The sequence below is a fragment of the Acidovorax sp. Leaf73 genome, assembly GCF_916855635.1.
Lineage (GTDB): Bacteria > Pseudomonadota > Gammaproteobacteria > Burkholderiales > Burkholderiaceae_C > Acidovorax > Acidovorax facilis.
This window is the reverse complement of record NZ_CAKASI010000001.1, coordinates 898,191-917,276: the sequence shown is the minus strand read 5'-3', so window position 1 is coordinate 917,276 and position 19,086 is coordinate 898,191. Positions and strand designations below refer to the sequence as shown.

Annotated in this window: 21 protein-coding genes; 11 read left to right on the top strand and 10 right to left on the bottom strand. The window is 63.5% G+C overall.

The features are described 5' to 3' along the window. The first annotated feature begins 62 nt into the window (after positions 1–62). Positions 63–716 carry a DNA oxidative demethylase AlkB gene (gene alkB / locus LPA35_RS04300; protein ID WP_228895278.1) on the top strand — a complete coding sequence of 218 codons (654 nt, stop codon included), beginning with the start codon at positions 63–65 and terminating at the stop codon, positions 714–716. Positions 717–726: 10 nt separating this feature from the next. On the opposite strand, the gene LPA35_RS04295 is transcribed toward alkB, so the two are convergent. Further along, entirely contained in the window at positions 727–2,523 is a 1,797-nt protein-coding gene (locus LPA35_RS04295) for a DUF3592 domain-containing protein (protein WP_228895276.1), read from the bottom strand. 292 nt (positions 2,524–2,815) lie between these two features. Here LPA35_RS04295 and LPA35_RS04290 point away from each other — a divergent pair, with 292 nt between their 5' ends. Then, positions 2,816–3,301 carry an EVE domain-containing protein gene (locus tag LPA35_RS04290; RefSeq protein WP_176885934.1) on the top strand — a complete coding sequence of 162 codons (486 nt, stop codon included), beginning with the start codon at positions 2,816–2,818 and terminating at the stop codon, positions 3,299–3,301. Between the two features lie 55 nt (positions 3,302–3,356). Here the strand turns inward: LPA35_RS04290 and LPA35_RS04285 are convergent, their stop codons facing one another. From LPA35_RS04285 to LPA35_RS04275, 3 genes are all read right to left on the bottom strand, one after another. Then, the gene (locus LPA35_RS04285) at positions 3,357–3,968 is read right to left on the bottom strand and encodes an exosortase H-associated membrane protein (RefSeq protein WP_055394618.1); all 612 of its coding nucleotides are present in this window, start codon (positions 3,966–3,968) and stop codon (positions 3,357–3,359) included. Further along, positions 3,958–4,479, bottom strand: a complete 522-nt coding sequence (xrtH, locus tag LPA35_RS04280) for an exosortase H (protein WP_121506455.1) — start codon at positions 4,477–4,479, stop codon at positions 3,958–3,960. Before xrtH ends, LPA35_RS04285 begins: the two co-directional genes overlap by 11 nt. A 172-nt stretch (positions 4,480–4,651) precedes the next feature. Further along, a complete protein-coding gene (locus tag LPA35_RS04275) occupies positions 4,652–5,605 on the bottom strand; it encodes a class I SAM-dependent methyltransferase (protein ID WP_228895272.1) in 954 nt (317 codons plus the stop codon). Between the two features lie 298 nt (positions 5,606–5,903). Here LPA35_RS04275 and LPA35_RS04270 point away from each other — a divergent pair, with 298 nt between their 5' ends. Continuing rightward, positions 5,904–6,155, top strand: coding sequence for a GlsB/YeaQ/YmgE family stress response membrane protein (locus LPA35_RS04270; protein WP_055394624.1), 252 nt, complete (start codon positions 5,904–5,906; stop codon positions 6,153–6,155). A gap of 76 nt (positions 6,156–6,231) precedes the next feature. On the opposite strand, the gene LPA35_RS04265 is transcribed toward LPA35_RS04270, so the two are convergent. Together LPA35_RS04265 and LPA35_RS04260 are read right to left on the bottom strand one after the other, a co-directional pair. Then, positions 6,232–6,852, bottom strand: a complete 621-nt coding sequence (locus LPA35_RS04265; protein WP_370641348.1) for an NUDIX domain-containing protein — start codon at positions 6,850–6,852, stop codon at positions 6,232–6,234. Continuing rightward, complete coding sequence (locus LPA35_RS04260) at positions 6,849–7,013, bottom strand: hypothetical protein (RefSeq protein ID WP_158603809.1); 165 nt, start codon at positions 7,011–7,013, stop codon at positions 6,849–6,851. Before LPA35_RS04260 ends, LPA35_RS04265 begins: the two co-directional genes overlap by 4 nt. Before the next feature lie 93 nt (positions 7,014–7,106). On the opposite strand from LPA35_RS04260, the gene LPA35_RS04255 reads away from it, so the two are divergent. Together LPA35_RS04255 and LPA35_RS04250 are read left to right on the top strand one after the other, a co-directional pair. After that, positions 7,107–7,868 (top strand): DeoR/GlpR family DNA-binding transcription regulator, encoded by a 762-nt coding sequence (locus LPA35_RS04255; protein WP_228895270.1) that lies wholly within the window; start codon positions 7,107–7,109, stop codon positions 7,866–7,868. Between the two features lie 271 nt (positions 7,869–8,139). Continuing rightward, positions 8,140–10,401: a hypothetical protein gene (locus LPA35_RS04250; protein ID WP_228895267.1), complete on the top strand. Its 2,262-nt coding sequence runs from the start codon at positions 8,140–8,142 to the stop codon at positions 10,399–10,401. A gap of 137 nt (positions 10,402–10,538) precedes the next feature. Here the strand turns inward: LPA35_RS04250 and LPA35_RS04245 are convergent, their stop codons facing one another. Continuing rightward, on the bottom strand, positions 10,539–11,486 hold the full coding sequence (locus LPA35_RS04245; RefSeq protein ID WP_228895265.1) for a LysR family transcriptional regulator: 948 nt from the start codon (positions 11,484–11,486) through the stop codon (positions 10,539–10,541). A 144-nt stretch (positions 11,487–11,630) separates the two neighbouring features. Here LPA35_RS04245 and LPA35_RS04240 point away from each other — a divergent pair, with 144 nt between their 5' ends. Next, a complete protein-coding gene (locus tag LPA35_RS04240; protein ID WP_228895263.1) occupies positions 11,631–12,050 on the top strand; it encodes a RidA family protein in 420 nt (139 codons plus the stop codon). Positions 12,051–12,101: 51 nt separating this feature from the next. After that, entirely contained in the window at positions 12,102–12,650 is a 549-nt protein-coding gene (locus tag LPA35_RS04235; RefSeq protein WP_228895262.1) for a hypothetical protein, read from the top strand. Positions 12,651–12,913: 263 nt separating this feature from the next. Here the strand turns inward: LPA35_RS04235 and LPA35_RS04230 are convergent, their stop codons facing one another. The 3 genes from LPA35_RS04230 to LPA35_RS04220 form a co-directional block, all read right to left on the bottom strand. Then, a complete protein-coding gene (locus LPA35_RS04230) occupies positions 12,914–13,642 on the bottom strand; it encodes a hypothetical protein (protein ID WP_228895260.1) in 729 nt (242 codons plus the stop codon). Then, complete coding sequence (locus tag LPA35_RS04225) at positions 13,635–14,138, bottom strand: hypothetical protein (protein ID WP_228895258.1); 504 nt, start codon at positions 14,136–14,138, stop codon at positions 13,635–13,637. The genes LPA35_RS04230 and LPA35_RS04225 overlap by 8 nt, the downstream gene beginning before the upstream one ends. 517 nt (positions 14,139–14,655) lie before the next feature. Then, on the bottom strand, positions 14,656–15,723 hold the full coding sequence (locus LPA35_RS04220) for a LacI family DNA-binding transcriptional regulator (protein ID WP_228895257.1): 1,068 nt from the start codon (positions 15,721–15,723) through the stop codon (positions 14,656–14,658). A gap of 267 nt (positions 15,724–15,990) precedes the next feature. Here LPA35_RS04220 and LPA35_RS04215 point away from each other — a divergent pair, with 267 nt between their 5' ends. From LPA35_RS04215 to LPA35_RS04200, 4 genes are read left to right on the top strand one after another with little or no spacing between them, the layout of a single operon-like run. Beyond that, a complete protein-coding gene (locus tag LPA35_RS04215) occupies positions 15,991–16,674 on the top strand; it encodes an amino acid ABC transporter permease (RefSeq protein ID WP_228895255.1) in 684 nt (227 codons plus the stop codon). Next, complete coding sequence (locus tag LPA35_RS04210; protein ID WP_228895252.1) at positions 16,671–17,360, top strand: amino acid ABC transporter permease; 690 nt, start codon at positions 16,671–16,673, stop codon at positions 17,358–17,360. Before LPA35_RS04215 ends, LPA35_RS04210 begins: the two co-directional genes overlap by 4 nt. Before the next feature lie 14 nt (positions 17,361–17,374). Then, positions 17,375–18,157: an amino acid ABC transporter ATP-binding protein gene (locus LPA35_RS04205; protein ID WP_228895250.1), complete on the top strand. Its 783-nt coding sequence runs from the start codon at positions 17,375–17,377 to the stop codon at positions 18,155–18,157. 56 nt (positions 18,158–18,213) lie between these two features. Further along, the gene (locus LPA35_RS04200) at positions 18,214–19,008 is read left to right on the top strand and encodes a transporter substrate-binding domain-containing protein (protein ID WP_228895248.1); all 795 of its coding nucleotides are present in this window, start codon (positions 18,214–18,216) and stop codon (positions 19,006–19,008) included. The last annotated feature ends 78 nt before the right edge of the window (positions 19,009–19,086 follow it).

Here is a 19,086-nt window from a genome sequence, read left to right as displayed (position 1 = left end):
GCCTTATCCTCCGGGGACGACGGCAGCTGCGGTCCACACTGTCGCCATGGATTGCCACCGTTATGAGCCTGCGCCTTTTCGACGACCCACCCCAGCCTGCCCAGCCGCCCGAGGTGCTGGAGCCCGGCGCCATGGTGCTGCGCGGCTTTGCGCTGGAAAAGGCGGCAGACCTGCTGCAAGCGGTGCAGCAAGTGACGGCACAAGCCCCCTTTCGGCACCTTATCACCCCCGGGGGCCTGCGCATGTCCGTGGCCATGACCAACTGCGGAAGACTCGGCTGGGTGAGCGACCGCAGCGGCTACCGCTACGACCCCCTCGACCCCGACAGCGGCCAGCCCTGGCCCGCCATGCCGCCGCTATTGCGCCAGCTGGCATTTGACGCGGCGCAAGCAGCGGGCTTCCCCGGCTTTGCGCCCGACGCCTGCCTCATCAATCGCTATGCCCCCGGCACCCGGCTGTCGCTGCACCAGGACCGGGACGAGGGCAACTACGTGCACCCCATCGTGTCCGTGTCGCTCGGCATTCCGGCGGTGTTTCTTTGGGGCGGCGCACAGCGCTCCGACAAGGCGCGGCGCATTGCGCTGATGCATGGAGATGTCGTGGTGTGGGGCGGCCCGGCGCGGCTGCGGTTTCATGGGGTGTTGCCGCTACCTGAGGCTCATCACCCGATGACGGGCAGCTACCGCATCAACCTCACGTTTCGCAAGGCGCGCTGAACCCACCCCTTCACCGGGCATAGCCCGTGGCTTTGGCCAAGGTGCTCAGCATCTGCTCCGCCACAGGGCGGCCCTGGAGGCTGTCTGCAATGCTCACGCTCTTGCCGTTGCGCAGATTTACCTGCACCCGAAAGAACGTGGTGCGCTGGTTACCACTTTGCAGCGTGTAACTTTCCTGAATAGAGAGGCGGGCAATGTCGTGCGCAGGCACCTGCCGCCAGGCCAGCATCAGGCCCAACAGACGGCGTTCGGTGCGCAGGCCCTGGCGGTCCAGCTGCACGGTCAGGCTGTTGGACACTGCATAGAAGCCCCACACCAGCATGGCGCCGCCCACGCCACCAAACGCCAGCGGAAACAACACAGGCGCGCCGATGTAGCCCGCCATCACGCCCAGGCCCAGGAAGCCCCCGCCCATCACCAGCCACAGCAGGTTCTGCCGCCACAGGCGGCCGTAGGGCTGGTACAGGCGCACGCCACCTTCCACGGGCTCGATGTCGCTCACCGCGTCCAGCTCGGCCTCGCGCAGGGCTTGCATCTGCGGGTGCTTGGCGGCGTCGTGTGCGAGCCAGGTGGACTCTGCACCCGTGGCATACACGGGCACCTCAAACCGGCGCGAGAACTTCAGCGCCGGATCGGTGCTTTCCAGCAGCACCGTCCAGTGGTGCTCGTTGGTGCCCACGGCTTGTTCAGACTCGGGCAGGCCCTTGGGCACGCTCAGGCGGAACGCCACGCGGCTGCCCCGTCCCTGGGGTTGCACCTGTGCGGCACCCTCGCCCTCCCACACGATCTGCTCACGCGATTCGCTGCTGTTGTCGCCGCCTCCCGTGCGCGTCTGGTAGTGGTAGGCACAGCGCAGCGTCACGGCAAATCGCAGATCAGGCCGGTACGGCACACCGGGCAGGTCCACGGTGGCGCCCACATGCCCGCCGATGGCTCCAGGAAACGGGTCCATCACCAGCCGCACCTCGCCATGGCACCGCGCATCCAGCGTGGCGCGCACGGCCCACACCAGCAGGCCCAGCCCCACGGCAACCATCAGCACCAGCACGCACAGCACGATGTGGTTCTCGTTGCGCCAGGCGCGGGGAATGGCAGACAACGCCGCGGGGTAGGCAATGGCACCCCACACCACGGCAAAGCCCCAGGCGAACCACACCTCCCAGCGCTTGCTGGAGCGGATGCGGTTGTCGGCCCATGCCTTGTTGGCCAGCCAAGGCTCGTCGCCATGGGTCTGCAAGCGCTCCGCCTTGTGTGCATCGCTGCGCCGAAGGCTCCACCCCCAGATCAACATGCCCACCCCGGCGCCACCAAACAGCACCACAAAAATCATCTGAAAACCCAGCAAACCCAGGCGCAGGCTGCGGTCGGCCACCGAATCCTGCGGGCGCGACGGGTTCACCCACACCGGCACAGGCGTACCGCTGCGCTGCGCACTCTCCAAGCGCCAGGCCAGGTTCTCATGGAAGCTGCCAATGTTGTCGGCCAAGGTGTTGATGGCAGGCCGGTGGCCGTCATACGCCACGCCCGCCACTTCATAACGGTAGTGGACCGACACGCTGTAGGTGCTGCCTGATTTGCTGCCCCGGTGCGTGTTCAGCTGGGCCGAAACCACCCGTGCGGGCACCTCATGCCAGAACTGCATGCGCGACCAGTCGTACAGAGTGGGCAGCACACCCAGCAGCAGCATGCCAATGCCCACGGCGGAAAACGGCAGCGCAAACAGCATGAGAAACCAGGAGCTGCTTTTGTTGCTTGCCGCGGCCTGATGGTTGGCACCTTTGGTGCGCCGCCGTGCCTGGTTGGCCATACACCCTCCCTCTGCGTGCCCCCTTGCCGGGGGCTTTTGTTCTTCCGGAATCCGGGCGGCGCTGATTCTGCGGCTTGCTGCGGCGGCGGGCCAGTACGTTTTGCAACTCCTAGGGGCCCATGTGGTTTTGCAAGGCCCGTTCTGCTGCAGTACTGACGCAGAAATGCAAACCAAAATGGCACCTAGCGCTTATCCATCAAGCGCAATTAGCTATAAAAACAGAAGCACCGTGGTAAAACGTGCGCGGCCTGTCCTGTATGCGCACCACCACACCTTTGCCAGAATGGCGGCCATGACTGCCTCTGCCACACCCCGCCCCGCGCGCTACTGGCTCATGAAATCCGAGCCCGAGGAATGCTCCATCGACGACGCCCTGGCCGCGCCCAATGCCACCGTGCCCTGGACGGGCGTGCGCAACTACCAGGCCCGCAACTTCATGCGCGACGACATGCAGGTGGGCGATGGCGTTTTGTTCTACCACTCCAGTTGCCCCGAACCAGGCATTGCCGGCCTTGCGCGCGTGGCGAGCGGCACCCGAACCGACCCTACGCAGTTTGACCCCGCCTCGCCGTACTACGACCCCAAATCCCCTGCCGACAAACCCCGCTGGCTGCTGCTGGATGTGCAGGCGCAGCGCAAGACACGGGTGGTGGGTTTGGCGCAGCTGCGGGAGCACCCGGATCTGGCGCAGATGCGAGTGCTGCAGCGCGGCAACCGCCTGTCCATCACCCCCGTGGAGCCCGTCGAGTGGGCAGCGATCATGGAGATGCTGGGCTGAGCCACAGGCTTGCCCTGCTTTGCCCCCGCCTTGCCCGCCCTGGGGCCTCCCCGTTTTACTGCGGCCGCTGAACGGCCACGGCGGCGCGCGCCTGGGCGTGGAGCTTGGCCAGGAACTCTCGGTCCAGCAACAGCCACAGCATCACCGGGGCCAGTGCGGTAAAGATGAACAGGTTGAAGTGGTACAGAAATGCCACCACGTCGGCCACCCACCCGGGCAGTCCCGTCTGCACAAACACCTCAGGCCCCGCCCGGTTGAAGACATCGTTGCACCACTGCAGGGCCACGTTGAGCGCCTGGATCGGCAGCATGGCCAGGGAGCCTATGAGCAGCTTGCGCCCCCAGTGACGGGGAAACGATGCCAGCACCAGCGCCCAGAAGATCACGATGCCGTAGCCCAGCAAGCGGTAGTCCACCAAAGGCGCCAGCTTGCCCGACTTGAACTGGCCGTTTTGCACGGAGACCACCTTGAGCGTGGTGTTCAACAACGCCGTGGTCTCTTTCTGGGTGTAGCTCAGTGCCCAGTGAAACAGGGTGGAAGCCGCCTCGCCCGCCATGAAGAACACGGGCTTGGACAGTTGTGGCGACAGGTAGTACCACAGCGGCATCAGGCACAGCAGGCTGGCGATGGCAACCAGCAGGAAACGTCCGACAGAACTAAGCTGCATTGGCGAGGGGGGGTTGAGGGGGTGAGGGAGGTTGCTGGCGGGCGATCCAGCGAATCCAGAGCATCCAGACCACCAGCACATCCAGCATGATGAGCGCCTGCCAGAGGTACAGGTGGGCAAACTCGAACACGGTCATGTTCCACTTGCCCAGGTAGTACAGGCTGATGATGCGCAGCAGGTTGACGACCTGCACCGCCGCAATGCCAATGGCGATGCCGGCGAGCTTGTGTTTCCAGCTGGAAGGAAACGCGATCATGCCGGCGATAAGGATGATGGCCGCCTCCACGCCGTTGCAGCCCGCCTCGATGGACACCGCAAAACCCGTGGCCTTGCTCATCAGGATGCGGCCATGGTGCGCCACATCCGAGTCCAGTGGGGTCATGAGCGCTGCGCTGGCGGTGGCGAGCAGGCTGGTCCAGGGCTCGATGGCGACCCGTTGCACCTCATCGAGCATGTCGATGCGAAAGAGGACCGCCAAGACGGCGATGAAAATCAAGAAAAATCGGACCATACGTCGATGAGAAGAACCTGGTGAAGCGCGCACCAACACGCCAGGAATGCGCCAGGCGGCGAGGCCGTGAGAACGTGGGCCTGTGGTTCACACAGGCGCCGCAAAGAATATCAGAAGCTACCCATAACCCACAAAGCCCAAATGGCACTCGCAAGCGGCCCCGAGAACCTGTTCAAAGGTTCGGGGCGGCGTACACCAGCACCTTGAGGGCGCGCTCGGGGTCCACATCCGCAAACACAGCCGGGTTGGCCACCCGTTCGACAAAGTGCAGTTCAGGCGCCAGCTCCTGCATCTGCTCTTGCAGGAAGCCCACGCCCAGCTCGGGCGCGTTCAGACACAGCAGTGCATGGCCGCCGGGTGCCAGCAGGTCGGGCAGGCGGCGCATCAGCCGTGCGTAGTCCTTGGTGGCCACGAAGCTGCCCTTTTGGTAGCTGGGCGGGTCCACGATGACCAGGCCATACGGCCCGCTGCGGGTGATCTTGCCCCAGCTGCTGAAGATGTCGTGCGGCAAAAACGCCGCGCCCGTGTTAATGCCGTTGAGCTGGTGGTTTTGCTGCCCGACGCCGATGGCGCCATGGCTCATGTCCACGTTGACCACGTGCCTGGCGCCCGCCTGCAGCGCCACCACCGAGAAGGCGCAGGTATAGGCGAACAGGTTGAGCACCTTCAGGCCATAGCGGTCGGTGCTGCGGGCGGCCGCAAAAGAGCGCACCCAGCGACGGCCCTCGGCCATGTCCAGGAACAGGCCGTGGTTTTGCCCCCGCAGCACATGCACCCGATAGCGCGCGCCAGCCTCCGTCACGATGTGCGGGTCGGGCACGGCGCCTGCCATCAGCCGTGTTTCGCTACGGCCCTCCATGCGCAGAGCCTCGCCCCGGTGCTGAAAGACCCAGTTGAGCGGCTCGCCAGCCGGTGCGATCTGCGCCCAACGCGCCTGCAACGCGGCGCCGATGGCGGCCAGGTCTTCGTCCTTGGCGGGGGCGAAACTGGTCAGTACGAACACCGGCGGGTAGGCGTCCAGCGACCACTGCTCAGAACCCGGATGCAGCCCGCCCCGCCCGTGAAAGACGCGTTGGGCCTCAACGGGCAGGGGCATGGTGGCGATGGCGTCGAGCAAAGCTTGCATGGAGGAGCGGGGGCGGGTTGGAAAAACGAGACTATGAGAAAAAATGGCCGCTGGCGCTTGAAATATAAGCGCTGTTAGCTACTGAAATAGTAGCACCATCCATTATCGTTCCTGCAAGGACCAAGGCGCCGTGCCGATCCGCGCCACCATCGCCTCGCCAGGAGCATGCAGGCCATTCTCAAGGTGCGTCGTCGGCCTGCAAAGACCTGGATCCTGCGTGGAAAACCGTGGTCAGAAATGCAATTACAGTCGCTGCCGGGCCATCGGTGCGGCTTGACCATCATCACAAAGGAATTCCATGTTTTCCATTCTCGGAACCATCGTTGTCGGCTTCATCGTCGGATTGCTCGCGCGCGCCTTGAAGCCGGGCAATGACAAATTGGGCTTGATCATGACCACCGTTCTCGGCATTGCCGGGTCGCTGTTGGCGCGCTATGTGGGCGTGGCCATGGGCTGGTACGGGCCCAACGCGTCCGTCGGCTGGATCGCATCGATCATCGGCGCCATCGTGCTGCTGGTGATCTACGGGCTGGTGAAGAAGAAGGCCTGATGCGCGGCGGCGCATTGCCCGGCGGCACACCGCGATAGGCATCGCAGGCCTTAACGCCTGCGCCGCCCGCATGTCCTCATCCCGCCGCCTCCTGCAGCATCAACGCCACATGCTGCAGCAGCATCACCGTCTTGCCGTCCTCGATCACGCCGCTGCCAATGCCCGCCAGGGCTTCGGCCAGTGGCATCTCGATCACTTCGATGTCCTCGCCCTCGTGGGCGAGGCCACCTCCGGTGCGGATGCGGTCTTGCGGTTCGTATTCGGCGACAAAGAAGTGGAGCTTTTCGGTGACCGAGCCGGGGCTCATGTAGGCCTCGAACACCTTGCGTGGCTGGCGCACGCGGTAGCCGGTTTCTTCCTCGGCTTCGCGGCGGATGCAGGTTTCGGGGTCGTCCCCGTCGAGCAGGCCGGCGCAGGTTTCGATCAACATGCCGTCGGCACTGCCGTTGAGGAACGCCGGCAGCCGGAACTGGCGTGTGAGCACCACCGTACGACGTCGCGGGTCATAGAGCAGCAAGGCCGCGCCGTTGCCTCGGTCATAGGCCTCGCGGCTCAGCGTCTGCCACTGGCCGTCGCGGCGGCGCAGGTCAAAGGTCACCTTGCGCAGCGTGTACCAATGGTCGGACAGCACGTCCACCGACTGCAGCTTGACCTGGTCGGTACTGGCTGGCACCGGTGCGGGCACGGGGCGGCTCACAGGCTTGGCTCCGTTGCGGGAATGGCGTTGGCAGCGCAGGCGTGCTGCCGCAGCGGCCATTCATTCACGGGGTGCACCACGGGGTCGCCGTCGGTGCCCGAGAGGTAGGGGCCAGCAATAAGCACCAGGAGCGGAGGGTTTGGGTGGGTGGGGGTGGACATGGTCTTGCAAATTTTTAATCGTGCAATATCATGCACAAACATGCAAATTCATGCAACCCTGGTTTTGATCCATGGTTGCCCCGCTTCACGCCCATGCTCACCACCCAACGCAAACAACTCATCCTGGAGCGCCTGCGGCAAGACGGCCATATCGTGGCCAAGGCACTCAGCGAGGAACTCGGGATCTCGGAAGACACCGTGCGTCGCGACCTGCGCGAGCTTGCGGCCGAGGGCCAGCTGCAGCGCGTGCACGGTGGCGCCCTGCCCGCATCAAAGGCCGTGGGCAACTTGCAGGTGCGCGAGCACCTCGCCACCGACGACAAGCGCGCGCTGGGCCGTGCCGGCGCGGCCCTGGTGCAGCCTGGCCAGGTGGTGATCCTCGACGGCGGCACCACCTCGCTGCAGGTGGTGCAACACCTTCCGCGGGACCTGCGCGCCACCGTGGTCACCCACAGCCCCAGCGTGGCTGTGGCGCTGGCGGACCACCTGCAGGTAGAGGTGCTGATGCTGGGCGGCCGCCTGTTCCGCCATTCGATGGTGAACGTGGGCGCCAGCGTGACCGAAGCCGCCATGAGGCTGCGCGCAGACCTGTACCTGATGGGCGTGACGGGTGTGCATGCCGACGCCGGGTTGACTACCGGGGATTTTGAAGAGGCCGCCGTCAAGCGCACGTTGCACACGCGCGCTGCAGAAACCGTGGTGCTGGCCTCCATCGACAAACTCGGAGCCGCCTCCCCCTTCGGCATTGCGGCGCTCAAGGAGCTGGCCACACTGGTAGTGCCAGCCGCCACGCCCGCCAAGCTTGTCGCCAGCCTGCGAGTGGCGGGGGCCAAGGTCGTCAGCGCCCGGCCGTGATGGCCGTCTGCTTCCCCGTCAGGAGCAGCCAACAGCATGGCCATGCCGAACTCGAAGGATTCCCCAAATTCGTGGCCAACGGTCGGATGCGCAGCTTCAGGTTGGTGATCAGCCGAATGCCTGAAAAACCTCGTGTGTTCATGCCACGCACACGACCCATGCAAGCTTTGGACTGTTCGACGCGACCCTCTGTCGCTAGCCTTCGGTTCTTCCCAACACCGGCTGACAAGCGCGGAGCAGCGCCCACCAAGCCGACTACCAGGAGAACCTCATGGACATCAAAGTCAATCAACCGCTCGGTCCGGATCAGACGCAGCAGCAACCTCGCAAGGTCCCGATGCGCTTTCGCACACGCACAGCGCTTGCGGGTGGGCGTAGGCCAGGGGTGGCTTTTTTCGGTAGCGCCGAGCACTGGTCGGTCGTGGATGGGCTCAGGCTCACGCTGGCGGATGGCAGCTCACACGATGCCGCTCATCTCGAATTCACATTGGAAAACGGCTGCCGACTGAGTTTCGGCCAGATCGTCGCGCTGGCTGGCGATTTTTATGCCCTTGCGCACAAGCCCATCTCCGATCAGGCGGACAAGCCCGCTGCGTTTCGCGAAACCTTCGCTACGCTCGACAAGGCAAACCCCCAGGAGGTCAAAAAGATTTTGGGAATCATGGAGGAAGAGTTTCAGGCCATCGCCAACGCGATCGCTAAGGGCGAAGACCCCCACGAAGCTTACGCACGCAACAGCGACCACTGGGACCTGCAATACAACGTCGCCACCGGCGGGGCGGACAAAAAAATCTATCCCTATGACACCAGTTTTTGGGGCCGCTACATGTGGATTGCCAGCTTCAACTGGGACCACTTCGGTGCCCACGCCCACGATGTCTGCCGCGCAGGTCTTCAAGTAGCAATGGAGACCGCCGCTTCAGCCAGTGCCCAGCAGGGACTGCATCGCAGCAACGGACTGTTGAAGGCGTATGCGTACCTGGCATTCGCCAGCCACTATCTGACCGACGGTTTCGCCAGCGGACATCTGCGCACGCCGCGGCGTCACCTGCACGACTTCCAGAGCTCTCAGACCCATTCGATCGACTTTGCGCCGGATGCATGCGCCAAGGCGATGCATGACGAGGATGGTTTCAACGGTTTGTGGGTAAGCAATGCGGCTGGCGACCACTGGATCGCCTACGGCGATGGGCGCTACTTTGACGCCGTGAATGCGGCCAACCGCAATGTGATGCGCGCGGCCCTTCGCGCGGCTATCGCCGATGTATATCGCGCGTTCACCGATGGCAAGGCCGTGGCCGCTCCCACTTACCTGCGACTTCTTCCCAAGCTCCCGCTCGACCCTCAGGCTACCGACAATTTTTCACCACTGTTTGTCGCAAAACCGGGTGAAGCCTTGGCTCGGGTACGTGTCCCAACTGCAAACCCCAATTCGCGCGAATGGATGCGCGCGGGAATACTAGGCGTCGCGCCTTGGTGGGTACTGGCGGCAGAACTCAATGGTGCGCTGCGCCCCCCAAAAATTGGCGTACCACCCGGCAAAGGCCAGGCCACAGGCCCAAACACCGGTTCTGGCAGCGCCACAAACTGGATAGTGCAAGCCCGTCTGCTGGAGCGTCAGGGCAAACCGCTGACCACGCAGTCTTCACCTGCCATCGCCGAGTTCAAGGGTGAACGGTGGGTGTGCGTCAAACAAGGAAACCAGTTTTTGATCGGGCGCCACCGCACGCAGTGGACCGACTTTCAACTGCTGAAGGTGTCCGGCGACCCGGTGCAGACATCCACCCCTGCGACACTGGTTGTTCATGGCGACGTGCTGCATTGCTTCTATGCCGACTTCGAGGGCTGTCTACAGTGGCTGCAATGGAACGGCGACCGTTGGATGAAACATGGCACCGTGCAAGTCAACGGCGGTGCCGCCAAAACCGATCGCGCCCCTTGTGCGGTTTCACTGCCCAACGCACGCCACCTCGTGCTGTTCTTCAAGGGATATCGGTCCAGTGACCTCTACTACGCATGGCGCTTTGAAAAGGAAACCAAGTGGTTGGGAAACACACCGGTTCAGACGGGCCAGGGCTACGCAGCAATGACAGATGAACAGCCTTGCGCTGCCTGCACGCGCGAGGGTGCTTTCGTGTACTTCCGCGCCCATGGCGGACGCAGTGTGTACTCCATCTGGGTCAGCGACAACGACCCCGCTAGAAACTTCTACTTCTACGGCAACGAGCCCATCCGCCTGATCGACAAAAGCGTCGCGTGGACGTCAGCAGCCGTAGCGGCTGCCGCACAGCCCACTGACAGCCAGGTGTTGCTGGTCGTGCCGCACGATGACAACGCACTTCGCAGCATCACCCAGCAGACCCTTGGCGACACAACACAACGCCAGTACCTTCCTGGTGATGTGGATGCAGCTGACGGCGAGCAGCTTTTAAGCAACATCACCCCTGCCCTGGCCCTGATTGATGGACGCTACTGGATGTTGAGCGTGGAGCCAGAGGGGCATCAAGTGATGTTGAGCTTCGGGCAACCTTAGCCCTGATGCAGTGCGGCACCCAGCGGCAATGAAAGCCGAGCGCCTTCTCCATGGCCACGGTGGTGCCAAGGCAAGGCAGCGTCAAAAGTGTCCTCTTGCAAAATGCGCAGCAGCTTGACCTGCATGGGCGGTGGTGTTCAGTCCGCCGCCCCGCTGGGCCGCTTGCCCGGCGGGCGCACCGGCGGCGCATGCTTTGCCATCAGCGCTGCCACCCAGTCGATGAACACCCGCGCCTTGGCGCTGACATGGCGATTGGGTGGGTAGGCCACGTACAGCGGCATGGGGTCGAGCGCCCAGTCTTCCAGCAGGGGCACCAGTTCGCCGCTGCCCAGGTGCGGGCGGGCCATGTAGTGCGGCAGCCAAAGAACACCCATGCCGGCCAGCCCGGCCGCGAGGTAGGCGTTGCCGTCGTCGACCGCCAATACATAGCGGCCCTGCACCTGAATTTCCTCGGCGCCACGCCGCATGGCGTACGGAAACGTCTTGCCCGTGCTTGACCACAAAAAGCCCACCACGCGGTGGTGCGAATCCTCGAGCTCGTGCGGGTGTACAGGGCTGCCTGCACGACTCAGGTAGCTGGGCGCCGCGTACACGCCCAGCTGCAGGTCGCCCACACGCCGCGCAATCAACGACTGGTCCTGAATCTCGCCCCCGCGCACCACGCAATCGACGTTGTCGCCGATCAGATCCACCATGCGGTCGCTGACGCCCATGTCGAGCTGGATGTCGGGGTACTGGGCATGAAAGTCCGGCAGGGCCGGCACCAGGATCAGCCGCGCCAGCGGGCTGGGCACATCCACCCGCAAGCGGCCCCGGGGCGCAGCGGATGCGCTCGACAGGCTGGTCTCGGCATCGTCCATGTCGGCCAAGAGGCGCACGGCGCGCTCGTAGTACACGGCCCCATCGGCGGTGACCTGCACCCGCCGTGTCGTGCGGTGCAGCAGCTTCACGCGCAGCCGCGCCTCCAGTTGCTGCACCAGCTGCGTCACCGTGGTCTTGCTCACGTGCATGGTGTCGGCCGCCTTGGTGAAGCTGCCTGATTCGACCACCCGCACAAACGCCTGCATTGCATCGAACCGGTCCATGGCGCTCCTGCCTCGTCAGAGATTGTTTGGAGTTTACAAACAGTGATGGACAGGCTTGCCCGTTTATCTGCCGGGGGCACGCCGATAAATTCCTTTCAACAACAACCCAAGGCCCCTGCGGCCTACCGAAAGGAAAACACTCCTATGGCATCGACGCACACATCCCCTCGCGACGTGGTCTTTCCACCCGGGCGCCAGGCACTCTACGAAAGGAACCGCTACTCGCCCGCCATCCGCTCCAACGGTTTCCTCTTCGTCTCGGGCCAGGTGGGCAGCCGGCCCGATGGCTCGCCAGAGCCCGACTACCAAGCCCAGGTGCGGCTGGCGTTCGACAACCTCAACGCCATCCTGCAGGCCGCCGGCTGCACGTTTGACGACGTGATCGATGTGACGGTGTTCATAGTGGACCCAGAAAAGCACTTCGAGGCAGCCTGGGGAGTGATCGGCGAATACTGGGGCAACGCGCCGCACCCCACGCTCACGGGCATTGGGGTGACGTGGCTGTATGGCTTTCAGTTCGAGATCAAAGTGATTGCGAAGCTGCCAGAGGGGGTGAGACGCTGAAATGTGGCGGCGCGCGCGTTGCTCCATCACCGCCATCGACGCTGTCGTCACTTGGCAGGCGCCCGCGTGCTGGGCATGCCGTGGGCCCAGGCGCGCAGACGCCAGCTGCTGGCCAGCCGGGTGGACACCACCTTGGCAGTCGTCAGCCTGATGCGGCGCCTGCAAAAAGCCCCGCGCGTGCTGGTCAGCGCATTGGCCGTCGGCTTCTACGGAGCATCGCCCAACGCGTCGATGGAGCCCTTGGACGAAATCGCCCCACCCCGCCCGGGCGAGTTTCAGTCCGACCTGTGCGCTGTGCTGGGCCATGGTCGTCAGCATGCACCGTGGATTCACTTGGCTGACGCGGTGGGGTTGGTGCGGTTTGCGTTGGCGCACCAAACCCTGCAAGGCCCCGTCAATGCCGTGGCGCCTAAGGCGGTGACGCAGGCCTCGTTTGCGCGGGCGCTGGCTGCAGCGTTTGGTCGGCGTGTCTGGCTGCGCAGGCCGGGGTTGCCGTTGCGGGCCCTGCTGGGAGCACTGTCTACTTTGCTGCTGGACGGGCAGAACGCGGTGCCGAGTACAGCGCGGGTCAGGGATACCGTTTTGTGCACCCGCGGCTGAGTGGTGCGCTGGCAGACCTTGCGATAGCTAATGCTAGCGGGAACGGATTTGGCTCACACAGAATATTAATAAAAATAGGTCTTGGCGCTTATTGGTAAAGCGCTAGCAGCTATAAATACAGTAGCAATTACGAGTCGCTATGTCAGCTGTGCAGCGGAAGCCGACGGCCTGGATATCCTCTTAGCCGGCCACTCTCGGCCAGAAGCAGCCGGTTGCGTCAGACGGGCGCGGACGCTCAGCTTGCTTCTGACCAGCGATTGCGGCTAGAACTTGGCAAACACGTTCTGGATCAGTGTCTCGACATGCGCGGAAGCCTTGTGCTCCCCGACTACAAGTGAGTTGGGATGCCCGCATCCATTCCGTAGCTTGAGGCAGACCTCAAGCTCGTCTTTGACATTCTTTCCCAGCACACCGATCGCCGGGAGGATCTGAAGGAAGTCGAACTCCTTCATTCGTGCGAGGTCGTCCGCGTTCTTTGCGGTGCGCCACTTTGGATCTCGCTTGATCGCCTCGGCATTGAACGTCGCGAGGTGTGAGGCGACCACGTCGTCATAGAGGACAGCAACGGCACCTACCCATGACGTCACGATTGCAGCTCTATACAACTTTGCCTCAAGACATTTAACGGCCTCAGCCACGAACTGCTGTGTGTCCGCGTTCAGGATAGACGGCAGTTGATTACGGAGTGCCGACACCACCAACACCGAAACAGACGGAAGCAACGGCCCAGCCGCGGACCCCACGTGGGCCTTGCCGGCCCCAGTGAGTTCCCATCCATGAGGTGTGCGTATAGCGAGGGTTTTGGCCTTCGACAGGTAGTCTGAGACGTTCCACTTGGCGATTGCCCTCAGCCCAGCCTCAATGGCAACCGATCGTATTTCCTCAACCTTCATGACGCCAAGCGGCTCCGCGCCCAGGCAGATTAGGACTTTGTCTCTGTTTGATAGATCGCTTCTGGCGAGTAGCTCTTTTAGCACCTCTCGATCAAACAAGGTGTTGCTCCAAGTCCTTCAGGCTTGCGGCAGTGAGCGCGTATTTCCCCTGGCTGGGCTCGTTTAGCTTCCCATCCTTCACGAGGTTGTTCAGGGAAACGGTCAAATTGCTTACGTAGCTCGCCTTGTAGTACGCGGTAGCCGTCTTCATCTCATCGATGATCTTCTGCCGGGCAAGCGTCGATTCTTGGAGGACAAATGTCAGCCGTGCGGCCGCCGCCATAATCAGCTCGGGCCCAGACTTGCAGTTCAGCTTTGCTGCGATGGAACCTGTGGTTGCCTCAAACTTCGGCTTGCCGCCCGCATTCGTGCTTGAACCAAGCAGCGCGTTCGGGTTGCCCTGAGAAGGCTGCGGCTCAAGTGCGGAGCGAGACTTCGCGTAGAGATCAGATACCGCGGAAAGCAACTGAGGTAGCTCCTCCTTAAGAAAGCTCTCTGATCCTTCGTACTCGACTTCGATAGCGCCGAGCTTGATCTTGATCTTGCTAGTCGTCATGAGCTTTCCTTTCTCCTGGAGGGCGAATGCAATCTAATGTAATGTATGCCGCAAAGCTTGCAGGTTGCGCTGGTCTGTGCAGGATGTTTTAGTCATTCATTCCTCCTGGAACTGGCTTTCAGCCTGGGTTTTCTTTGGTTCTGCTGTAGCAAGGCTTGCTGTCGGCCCAGGGCCTCAAGTAAGCGGTCGATATACCGTGCGGGACAGCCCTTTACTTGGCTCGCGTAGCGGCCTTAGCACGTCGGATGCGACGATGGCAACAGTCGCCGCTAAATGGGCGGAGTTGGTCGCCGTCTAGGTCATGCTATCGACATTCGCGGACGGCCATTGAACCTTGACCGCGTGCAGTCTCCGTTGGGGACGTCTGGTGTCGGACAAAGCGGTCCTCCGCGCCTGCAGGGGCGATCGGCTGCTCACAGCCTGTGCGGTCAATGAGCCAGCTCAGCATAGGTTTCCCAATACAGAGCAAGCCTTCGCGCGCCTGTTAGCCTGCCGCCAACGTTGTGCAGCATTGCCCCTACGGCAAATTCTCCCGAAATATCACCTGACTCCGCGTAGTCTCCACCCCGCTCGTCGGCTCCCGCCCATCCCGCAGATTCGCAAAAATCCGCACGCAGTTCATCACCGCGCCCTGCGGGTTCTGCGTGATGACTGCATCCATCGTCCCGTCGATCAACAGCGCCCGCGTATCTGGCGTGAGCCCGTGGCCGATGAACACAATCTTGCGGTCCGCCCCCGCCTCTTTCAGCGCCCGCCCAATGCCTTCGGCCCCGCCGCCGATGTTGTAGATGCCTGCCAGGTCATCGTGCTGCTCCAGCAGGGCGCGGGCCTGGCGGTAGTTGCGTTCGGCGTCGTCCTGGCCTTCGCGCACGCCCACCACCTGCACCAGGGGGAACTGTTCCTCAAACAGGTGCAGAAAGCCCGCCTCACGCTCCTCATGGGCGCGGTAGCGCAGCGATCCAACAATCATCGCCACATGCGCCTTGCGGCTGTGGGCCAGCGGGCCCATGAAGCGGGCGATGAGGTAGGCGGCGGTGCGGCCTGCGGCGCGGTTGTCCAGGCCCACGTAGGCCACGCGGCGCGAGTTGGATAAATCCGAGATCAGTGTGACGGTGGGCACGCCCTGCTCTGCCAGCTGGGCCACGGCCTCGCGCACCACGGGGTGCTCCAGCGCCATGAAGGCGATGCCGTCGCAGCGCTTGCCGTAGTGCAGCAGCGCTTTGGCCAGTGCGTCGGGGTTAAAGCTTTCGATGTACGCCGCCTGGCAGCGCACGTTGAACGGTGCCCAGTGGTCTTGCGCGTAGCCAATCACGTCGCCCAGCATTTGCAGAAATCGGTTGCTGCCCTCGGGGATCAGCACCATCAGGCGCAAGGGTTGCGGTTGCAGCGCTGCGTGCAGCTCGGCCTGCGGCAGGTAGCCCAGGGTGGCGGCGGCCTGCAGCACCCGCTGCGCGGTGGCGTTGCGCACGCCCGACCGCTGGTTCAGCACCCTATCGACCGTGGCCGTGGAGACGCCGGACAGCTGGGCGATGTCGGGGATGCGCGGGCTGCGGGGATTGCTGGGGTTGGGCGGGTTTTGGGCCATGGTGGATTCAATCAAAAACCATCATTTTGTTTGCTGGTATTTGATGGATTCCGCGGATAGTATCACTGGGCGTTCGATGCTGAAAGGCATCAGAAACCATCAGTACAAACCCTAGGTTGCAGCGGCCAAAACCGATTCCGCAGGAGACAAGACATGCCTGACACCCCAACTCGCGCCGCGTGCAGCGCCCCGGGCCTGCCCGTGCCCTTCGTGCCGTTCGTGACCATGCGCCCCGCCTGCGTGCGCTGAAGCATCGCCGCCGCGCCCATGCAATACGAGTTCGACTTTGCCAGCGTGCTGGCCAACTGGCCCCAGTTTCTGGAAGGGGCCTGGATGACCATCCTGCTGTCCTTCCCGGCCACCGTGATTGGTTTTGTGGGTGGCACGCTGCTGGCCATTGGGCGGCGCGGCGACACGCGCTGGCTGGCCAAGGCCTGCGGCGCATATGTAGAAGTGCTGCGCAACACGCCGCTGCTGGTGCAGGTGTTTCTGGTGTTCTTTGGACTGGCCAGCCTGGGTTTCAAGGTGTCGGCGTTTGCTGCGGCGCTGCTGACGCTGGTGATCAACGTGGCGGCCTACACCTGCGAAATCATGCGGGCGGGCATGGATTCGATCCACAAGGGCCAGATCGAGGCGGCCGAGTGCCTGGGGCTGACGCGCCGGCAGGTGTATTGGCATGTGGTGCTGCGCCCGGCGATGGAGAAGGTGTACCCCGCGCTCACCAGCCAGTTTGTGCTGCTGATGCTGGCGTCGTCCATCACCTCGCAGATCTCGGTGGAGGAACTCACGGCCGTGGCGGCGCGGGTGCAGTCGGAGACCTTCCGCCCGTTTGAGGCTTACATCCTGGTGGCGGTGGCGTACCTGGCGCTGTCGCTGCTGATGCGGCTTGGGTTGTGGGTGTTTGGGCAGATCGTGTTCACGCGCCAACGCAAATTGGGGAGCGCTAAATGATTGACGGTGGACTGAACTCGTACCACCTGCAGTACCTGCTGTTTGGCGCGCTGTGGACCATCGGCCTGTCGCTGATTGCGTTTGTGGGCGGTGGCCTGGCCGGGGGCGTGATTGCGCTGTGCCGCGTCAGCCCGATCAAGGCAGTGCGCTGGGCGACCATTGCGTGGATTCAGATCATCCAGGGCACGCCGCTGCTGGTGGTGCTGTTCCTGTGCTATTTCGGCCTGTCCATCGCTGGGCTGGAGCTGCCCGCCATCGTGGCGGCCAGCATTGCGATGATTGTTTACGTCAGCGCGTATCTGGGCGAGATCTGGCGCGGGTGCATTGAGTCGGTGCCGCGCACGCAGTGGGAGGCGGCCGAGTGCCTGGCGCTGTCGCGCACGCAGCGCATGCGGCTGGTGGTGCTGCCGCAGGCAGTGCGCATTGCCACGCCGCCCACGGTGGGCTTCATGGTGCAGATCGTGAAGAACACGTCACTCGCGTCCATCGTGGGGTTTATCGAGCTGGTGCGTGCCGGGCAGCTCATCAACAACTCCATCTTTCAGCCTTTCACCGTGTACCTGCTGATCGCCATCGTCTACTTTGCGATGTGCTACCCGCTGTCGGTCTGGAGCCGCAAGCTGGAGCAGCGCCAGCAGTTTGGAAACACCCGTGGCGCAGCCACCCCCTCTGTGACCACCGCATGAAACGAGAAGACACCATGAACCTCGCCCGAGACGCTGCCGCGCAACCCTCCCAGCCAGCGGCCTCGCCTGCGCAGCCCGTCGTTGAACTGAAGGACGTTCACAAGAGCTTTGGCAGCAACCAGGTGCTCAAGGGCGTGTCGTTTGCCATTCCCCGGGGCCAGGTTGTGGCCATCATCGGCAAGAGCGGCTCGGGCAAGAGCACGGCGCTGCGCTGCATTGACCGGCTGGAGATCATCGACAGCGGCACCATCAATGTCTGCGGCCACGCGGTGCATGACCCTGCCATAGACCTGCGCCAGCTGCGCCAGGACGTGGGCATCGTGTTCCAGAGCTACAACCTGTTTCCGCACCTGACGGTGGAGCAGAACGTGACCCTGGCCCCCAAGGCCGTCAAGAACCTGCCCGCAGCCAAGGCGCGCGAGATTGCCGCGCGCACCCTGCAGCAGGTGGGCCTGGCCGACAAGGCGCAGGCATACCCCGAGCAACTGTCGGGCGGGCAGCAGCAGCGCGTGGCCATTGCCCGGTCGCTGGCGATGGAGCCGCAGGTGATGCTGTTTGACGAGGTGACATCGGCGCTGGACCCGCAACTGACCGGCGAGGTGCTGCGCGTGATCGAAGCCCTGGCCCAGGGCGGCATGACCATGGTGCTGGTCACGCACGAGATGGAGTTTGCCGCCCGCGTGGCCGACACCATCATCTACATGCACGAAGGCAAGGTCTGGGAGACGGGCCCGGGCGCGATGCTCAAAAACCCGCAGACCGCCGAGTTGCGCGACTTTCTATCTCACGGGCTTTGAGTTTCAGGCCTGCCCCTTTCGATTCGCTATTCAAAAACCACCAGGAGACAACCACCATGACCGCTTCCCTCTTCTTCCGCCGCACCTTGCTGGCTGTGGGCGCCGCCGCCCTGTGCGTGCCCGCCATGGCCGAGCTGGCCGACATCAAGTCCGCCGGCAAGCTGCGCGTGGGCATTGACTTTGGCGCGCCGTTCTATGGGTTTGTGGACGACAAGATGAAGCCCGTGGGCTCTGACGTGGAAGCGGCCGAGCTGCTGGCCAAGGACCTGGGCCTGACGCTGGAGATCGTGAACACGACCAACTCCGCGCGCATTCCCAACCTGCTGTCGAACAAGGTGGACCTGATCATCTCGTCGCTGTCGATCACGCCCGAGCGCCAGAAGGCGGTGGACTTCTCCATCCCCTACGGCGCCATCCAGGCCGCGGTGGGTGCGCCCAAGAGCATGAAGCTCACCAGCATTGACGACCTGGCGGGCAAGACCGTGGCCGTGACCCGCGGTGGCCCGCAAGACAAGATCGTGACCGAGCGCGCGCCGCAGGCCAAGGTGGTGCGCTTTGATGACGAATCCGCCTCCATCACCGCCGCCGCCACCGGCCAGGCCGACATCGTGGCCATCACGCCGCCCATCATTGCGGCCATCGCCAAAAAGAACCCGTCGCGCGACTTCGAGACCAAGTTCATCCTGCAGTCGTACCAGCTGGGCGTGGCCATGCGCAAAGGCCAGCCCGAGCTGATGGCCGCCGTCAACGGCTGGATCAAGACCAACCTGGCCAACGGCAAGCTGAACGACATCCATGTGAAGTACGCGGGCGTGCCGATCCCCAAAGAAATCATCGACGGCGCGAAGTAAGCCAACAAGCAAGCCAAGCCTGCAACCTGGGCGGCGCCTGTGGGCCCCGCCCGGCTGCGCCCTGCCCTGACGCATCAC

What these genes read in the sequence shown, in the direction of transcription:
- alkB (WP_228895278.1), top strand. Translation starts at nt 63, where the DNA reads ATGAGCCTGCGCCTTTTCGACGACCCACCCCAGCCTGCCCAGCCGCCC.
- LPA35_RS04295 (WP_228895276.1), bottom strand. Translation starts at nt 2,523, where the DNA reads ATGGCCAACCAGGCACGGCGGCGCACCAAAGGTGCCAACCATCAGGCC.
- LPA35_RS04290 (WP_176885934.1), top strand. Translation starts at nt 2,816, where the DNA reads ATGACTGCCTCTGCCACACCCCGCCCCGCGCGCTACTGGCTCATGAAA.
- LPA35_RS04285 (WP_055394618.1), bottom strand. Translation starts at nt 3,968, where the DNA reads ATGCAGCTTAGTTCTGTCGGACGTTTCCTGCTGGTTGCCATCGCCAGC.
- xrtH (WP_121506455.1), bottom strand. Translation starts at nt 4,479, where the DNA reads ATGGTCCGATTTTTCTTGATTTTCATCGCCGTCTTGGCGGTCCTCTTT.
- LPA35_RS04275 (WP_228895272.1), bottom strand. Translation starts at nt 5,605, where the DNA reads ATGCAAGCTTTGCTCGACGCCATCGCCACCATGCCCCTGCCCGTTGAG.
- LPA35_RS04270 (WP_055394624.1), top strand. Translation starts at nt 5,904, where the DNA reads ATGTTTTCCATTCTCGGAACCATCGTTGTCGGCTTCATCGTCGGATTG.
- LPA35_RS04260 (WP_158603809.1), bottom strand. Translation starts at nt 7,013, where the DNA reads ATGTCCACCCCCACCCACCCAAACCCTCCGCTCCTGGTGCTTATTGCT.
- LPA35_RS04255 (WP_228895270.1), top strand. Translation starts at nt 7,107, where the DNA reads ATGCTCACCACCCAACGCAAACAACTCATCCTGGAGCGCCTGCGGCAA.
- LPA35_RS04250 (WP_228895267.1), top strand. Translation starts at nt 8,140, where the DNA reads ATGGACATCAAAGTCAATCAACCGCTCGGTCCGGATCAGACGCAGCAG.
- LPA35_RS04245 (WP_228895265.1), bottom strand. Translation starts at nt 11,486, where the DNA reads ATGGACCGGTTCGATGCAATGCAGGCGTTTGTGCGGGTGGTCGAATCA.
- LPA35_RS04240 (WP_228895263.1), top strand. Translation starts at nt 11,631, where the DNA reads ATGGCATCGACGCACACATCCCCTCGCGACGTGGTCTTTCCACCCGGG.
- LPA35_RS04225 (WP_228895258.1), bottom strand. Translation starts at nt 14,138, where the DNA reads ATGACGACTAGCAAGATCAAGATCAAGCTCGGCGCTATCGAAGTCGAG.
- LPA35_RS04220 (WP_228895257.1), bottom strand. Translation starts at nt 15,723, where the DNA reads ATGGCCCAAAACCCGCCCAACCCCAGCAATCCCCGCAGCCCGCGCATC.
- LPA35_RS04215 (WP_228895255.1), top strand. Translation starts at nt 15,991, where the DNA reads ATGCAATACGAGTTCGACTTTGCCAGCGTGCTGGCCAACTGGCCCCAG.
- LPA35_RS04210 (WP_228895252.1), top strand. Translation starts at nt 16,671, where the DNA reads ATGATTGACGGTGGACTGAACTCGTACCACCTGCAGTACCTGCTGTTT.
- LPA35_RS04205 (WP_228895250.1), top strand. Translation starts at nt 17,375, where the DNA reads ATGAACCTCGCCCGAGACGCTGCCGCGCAACCCTCCCAGCCAGCGGCC.
- LPA35_RS04200 (WP_228895248.1), top strand. Translation starts at nt 18,214, where the DNA reads ATGACCGCTTCCCTCTTCTTCCGCCGCACCTTGCTGGCTGTGGGCGCC.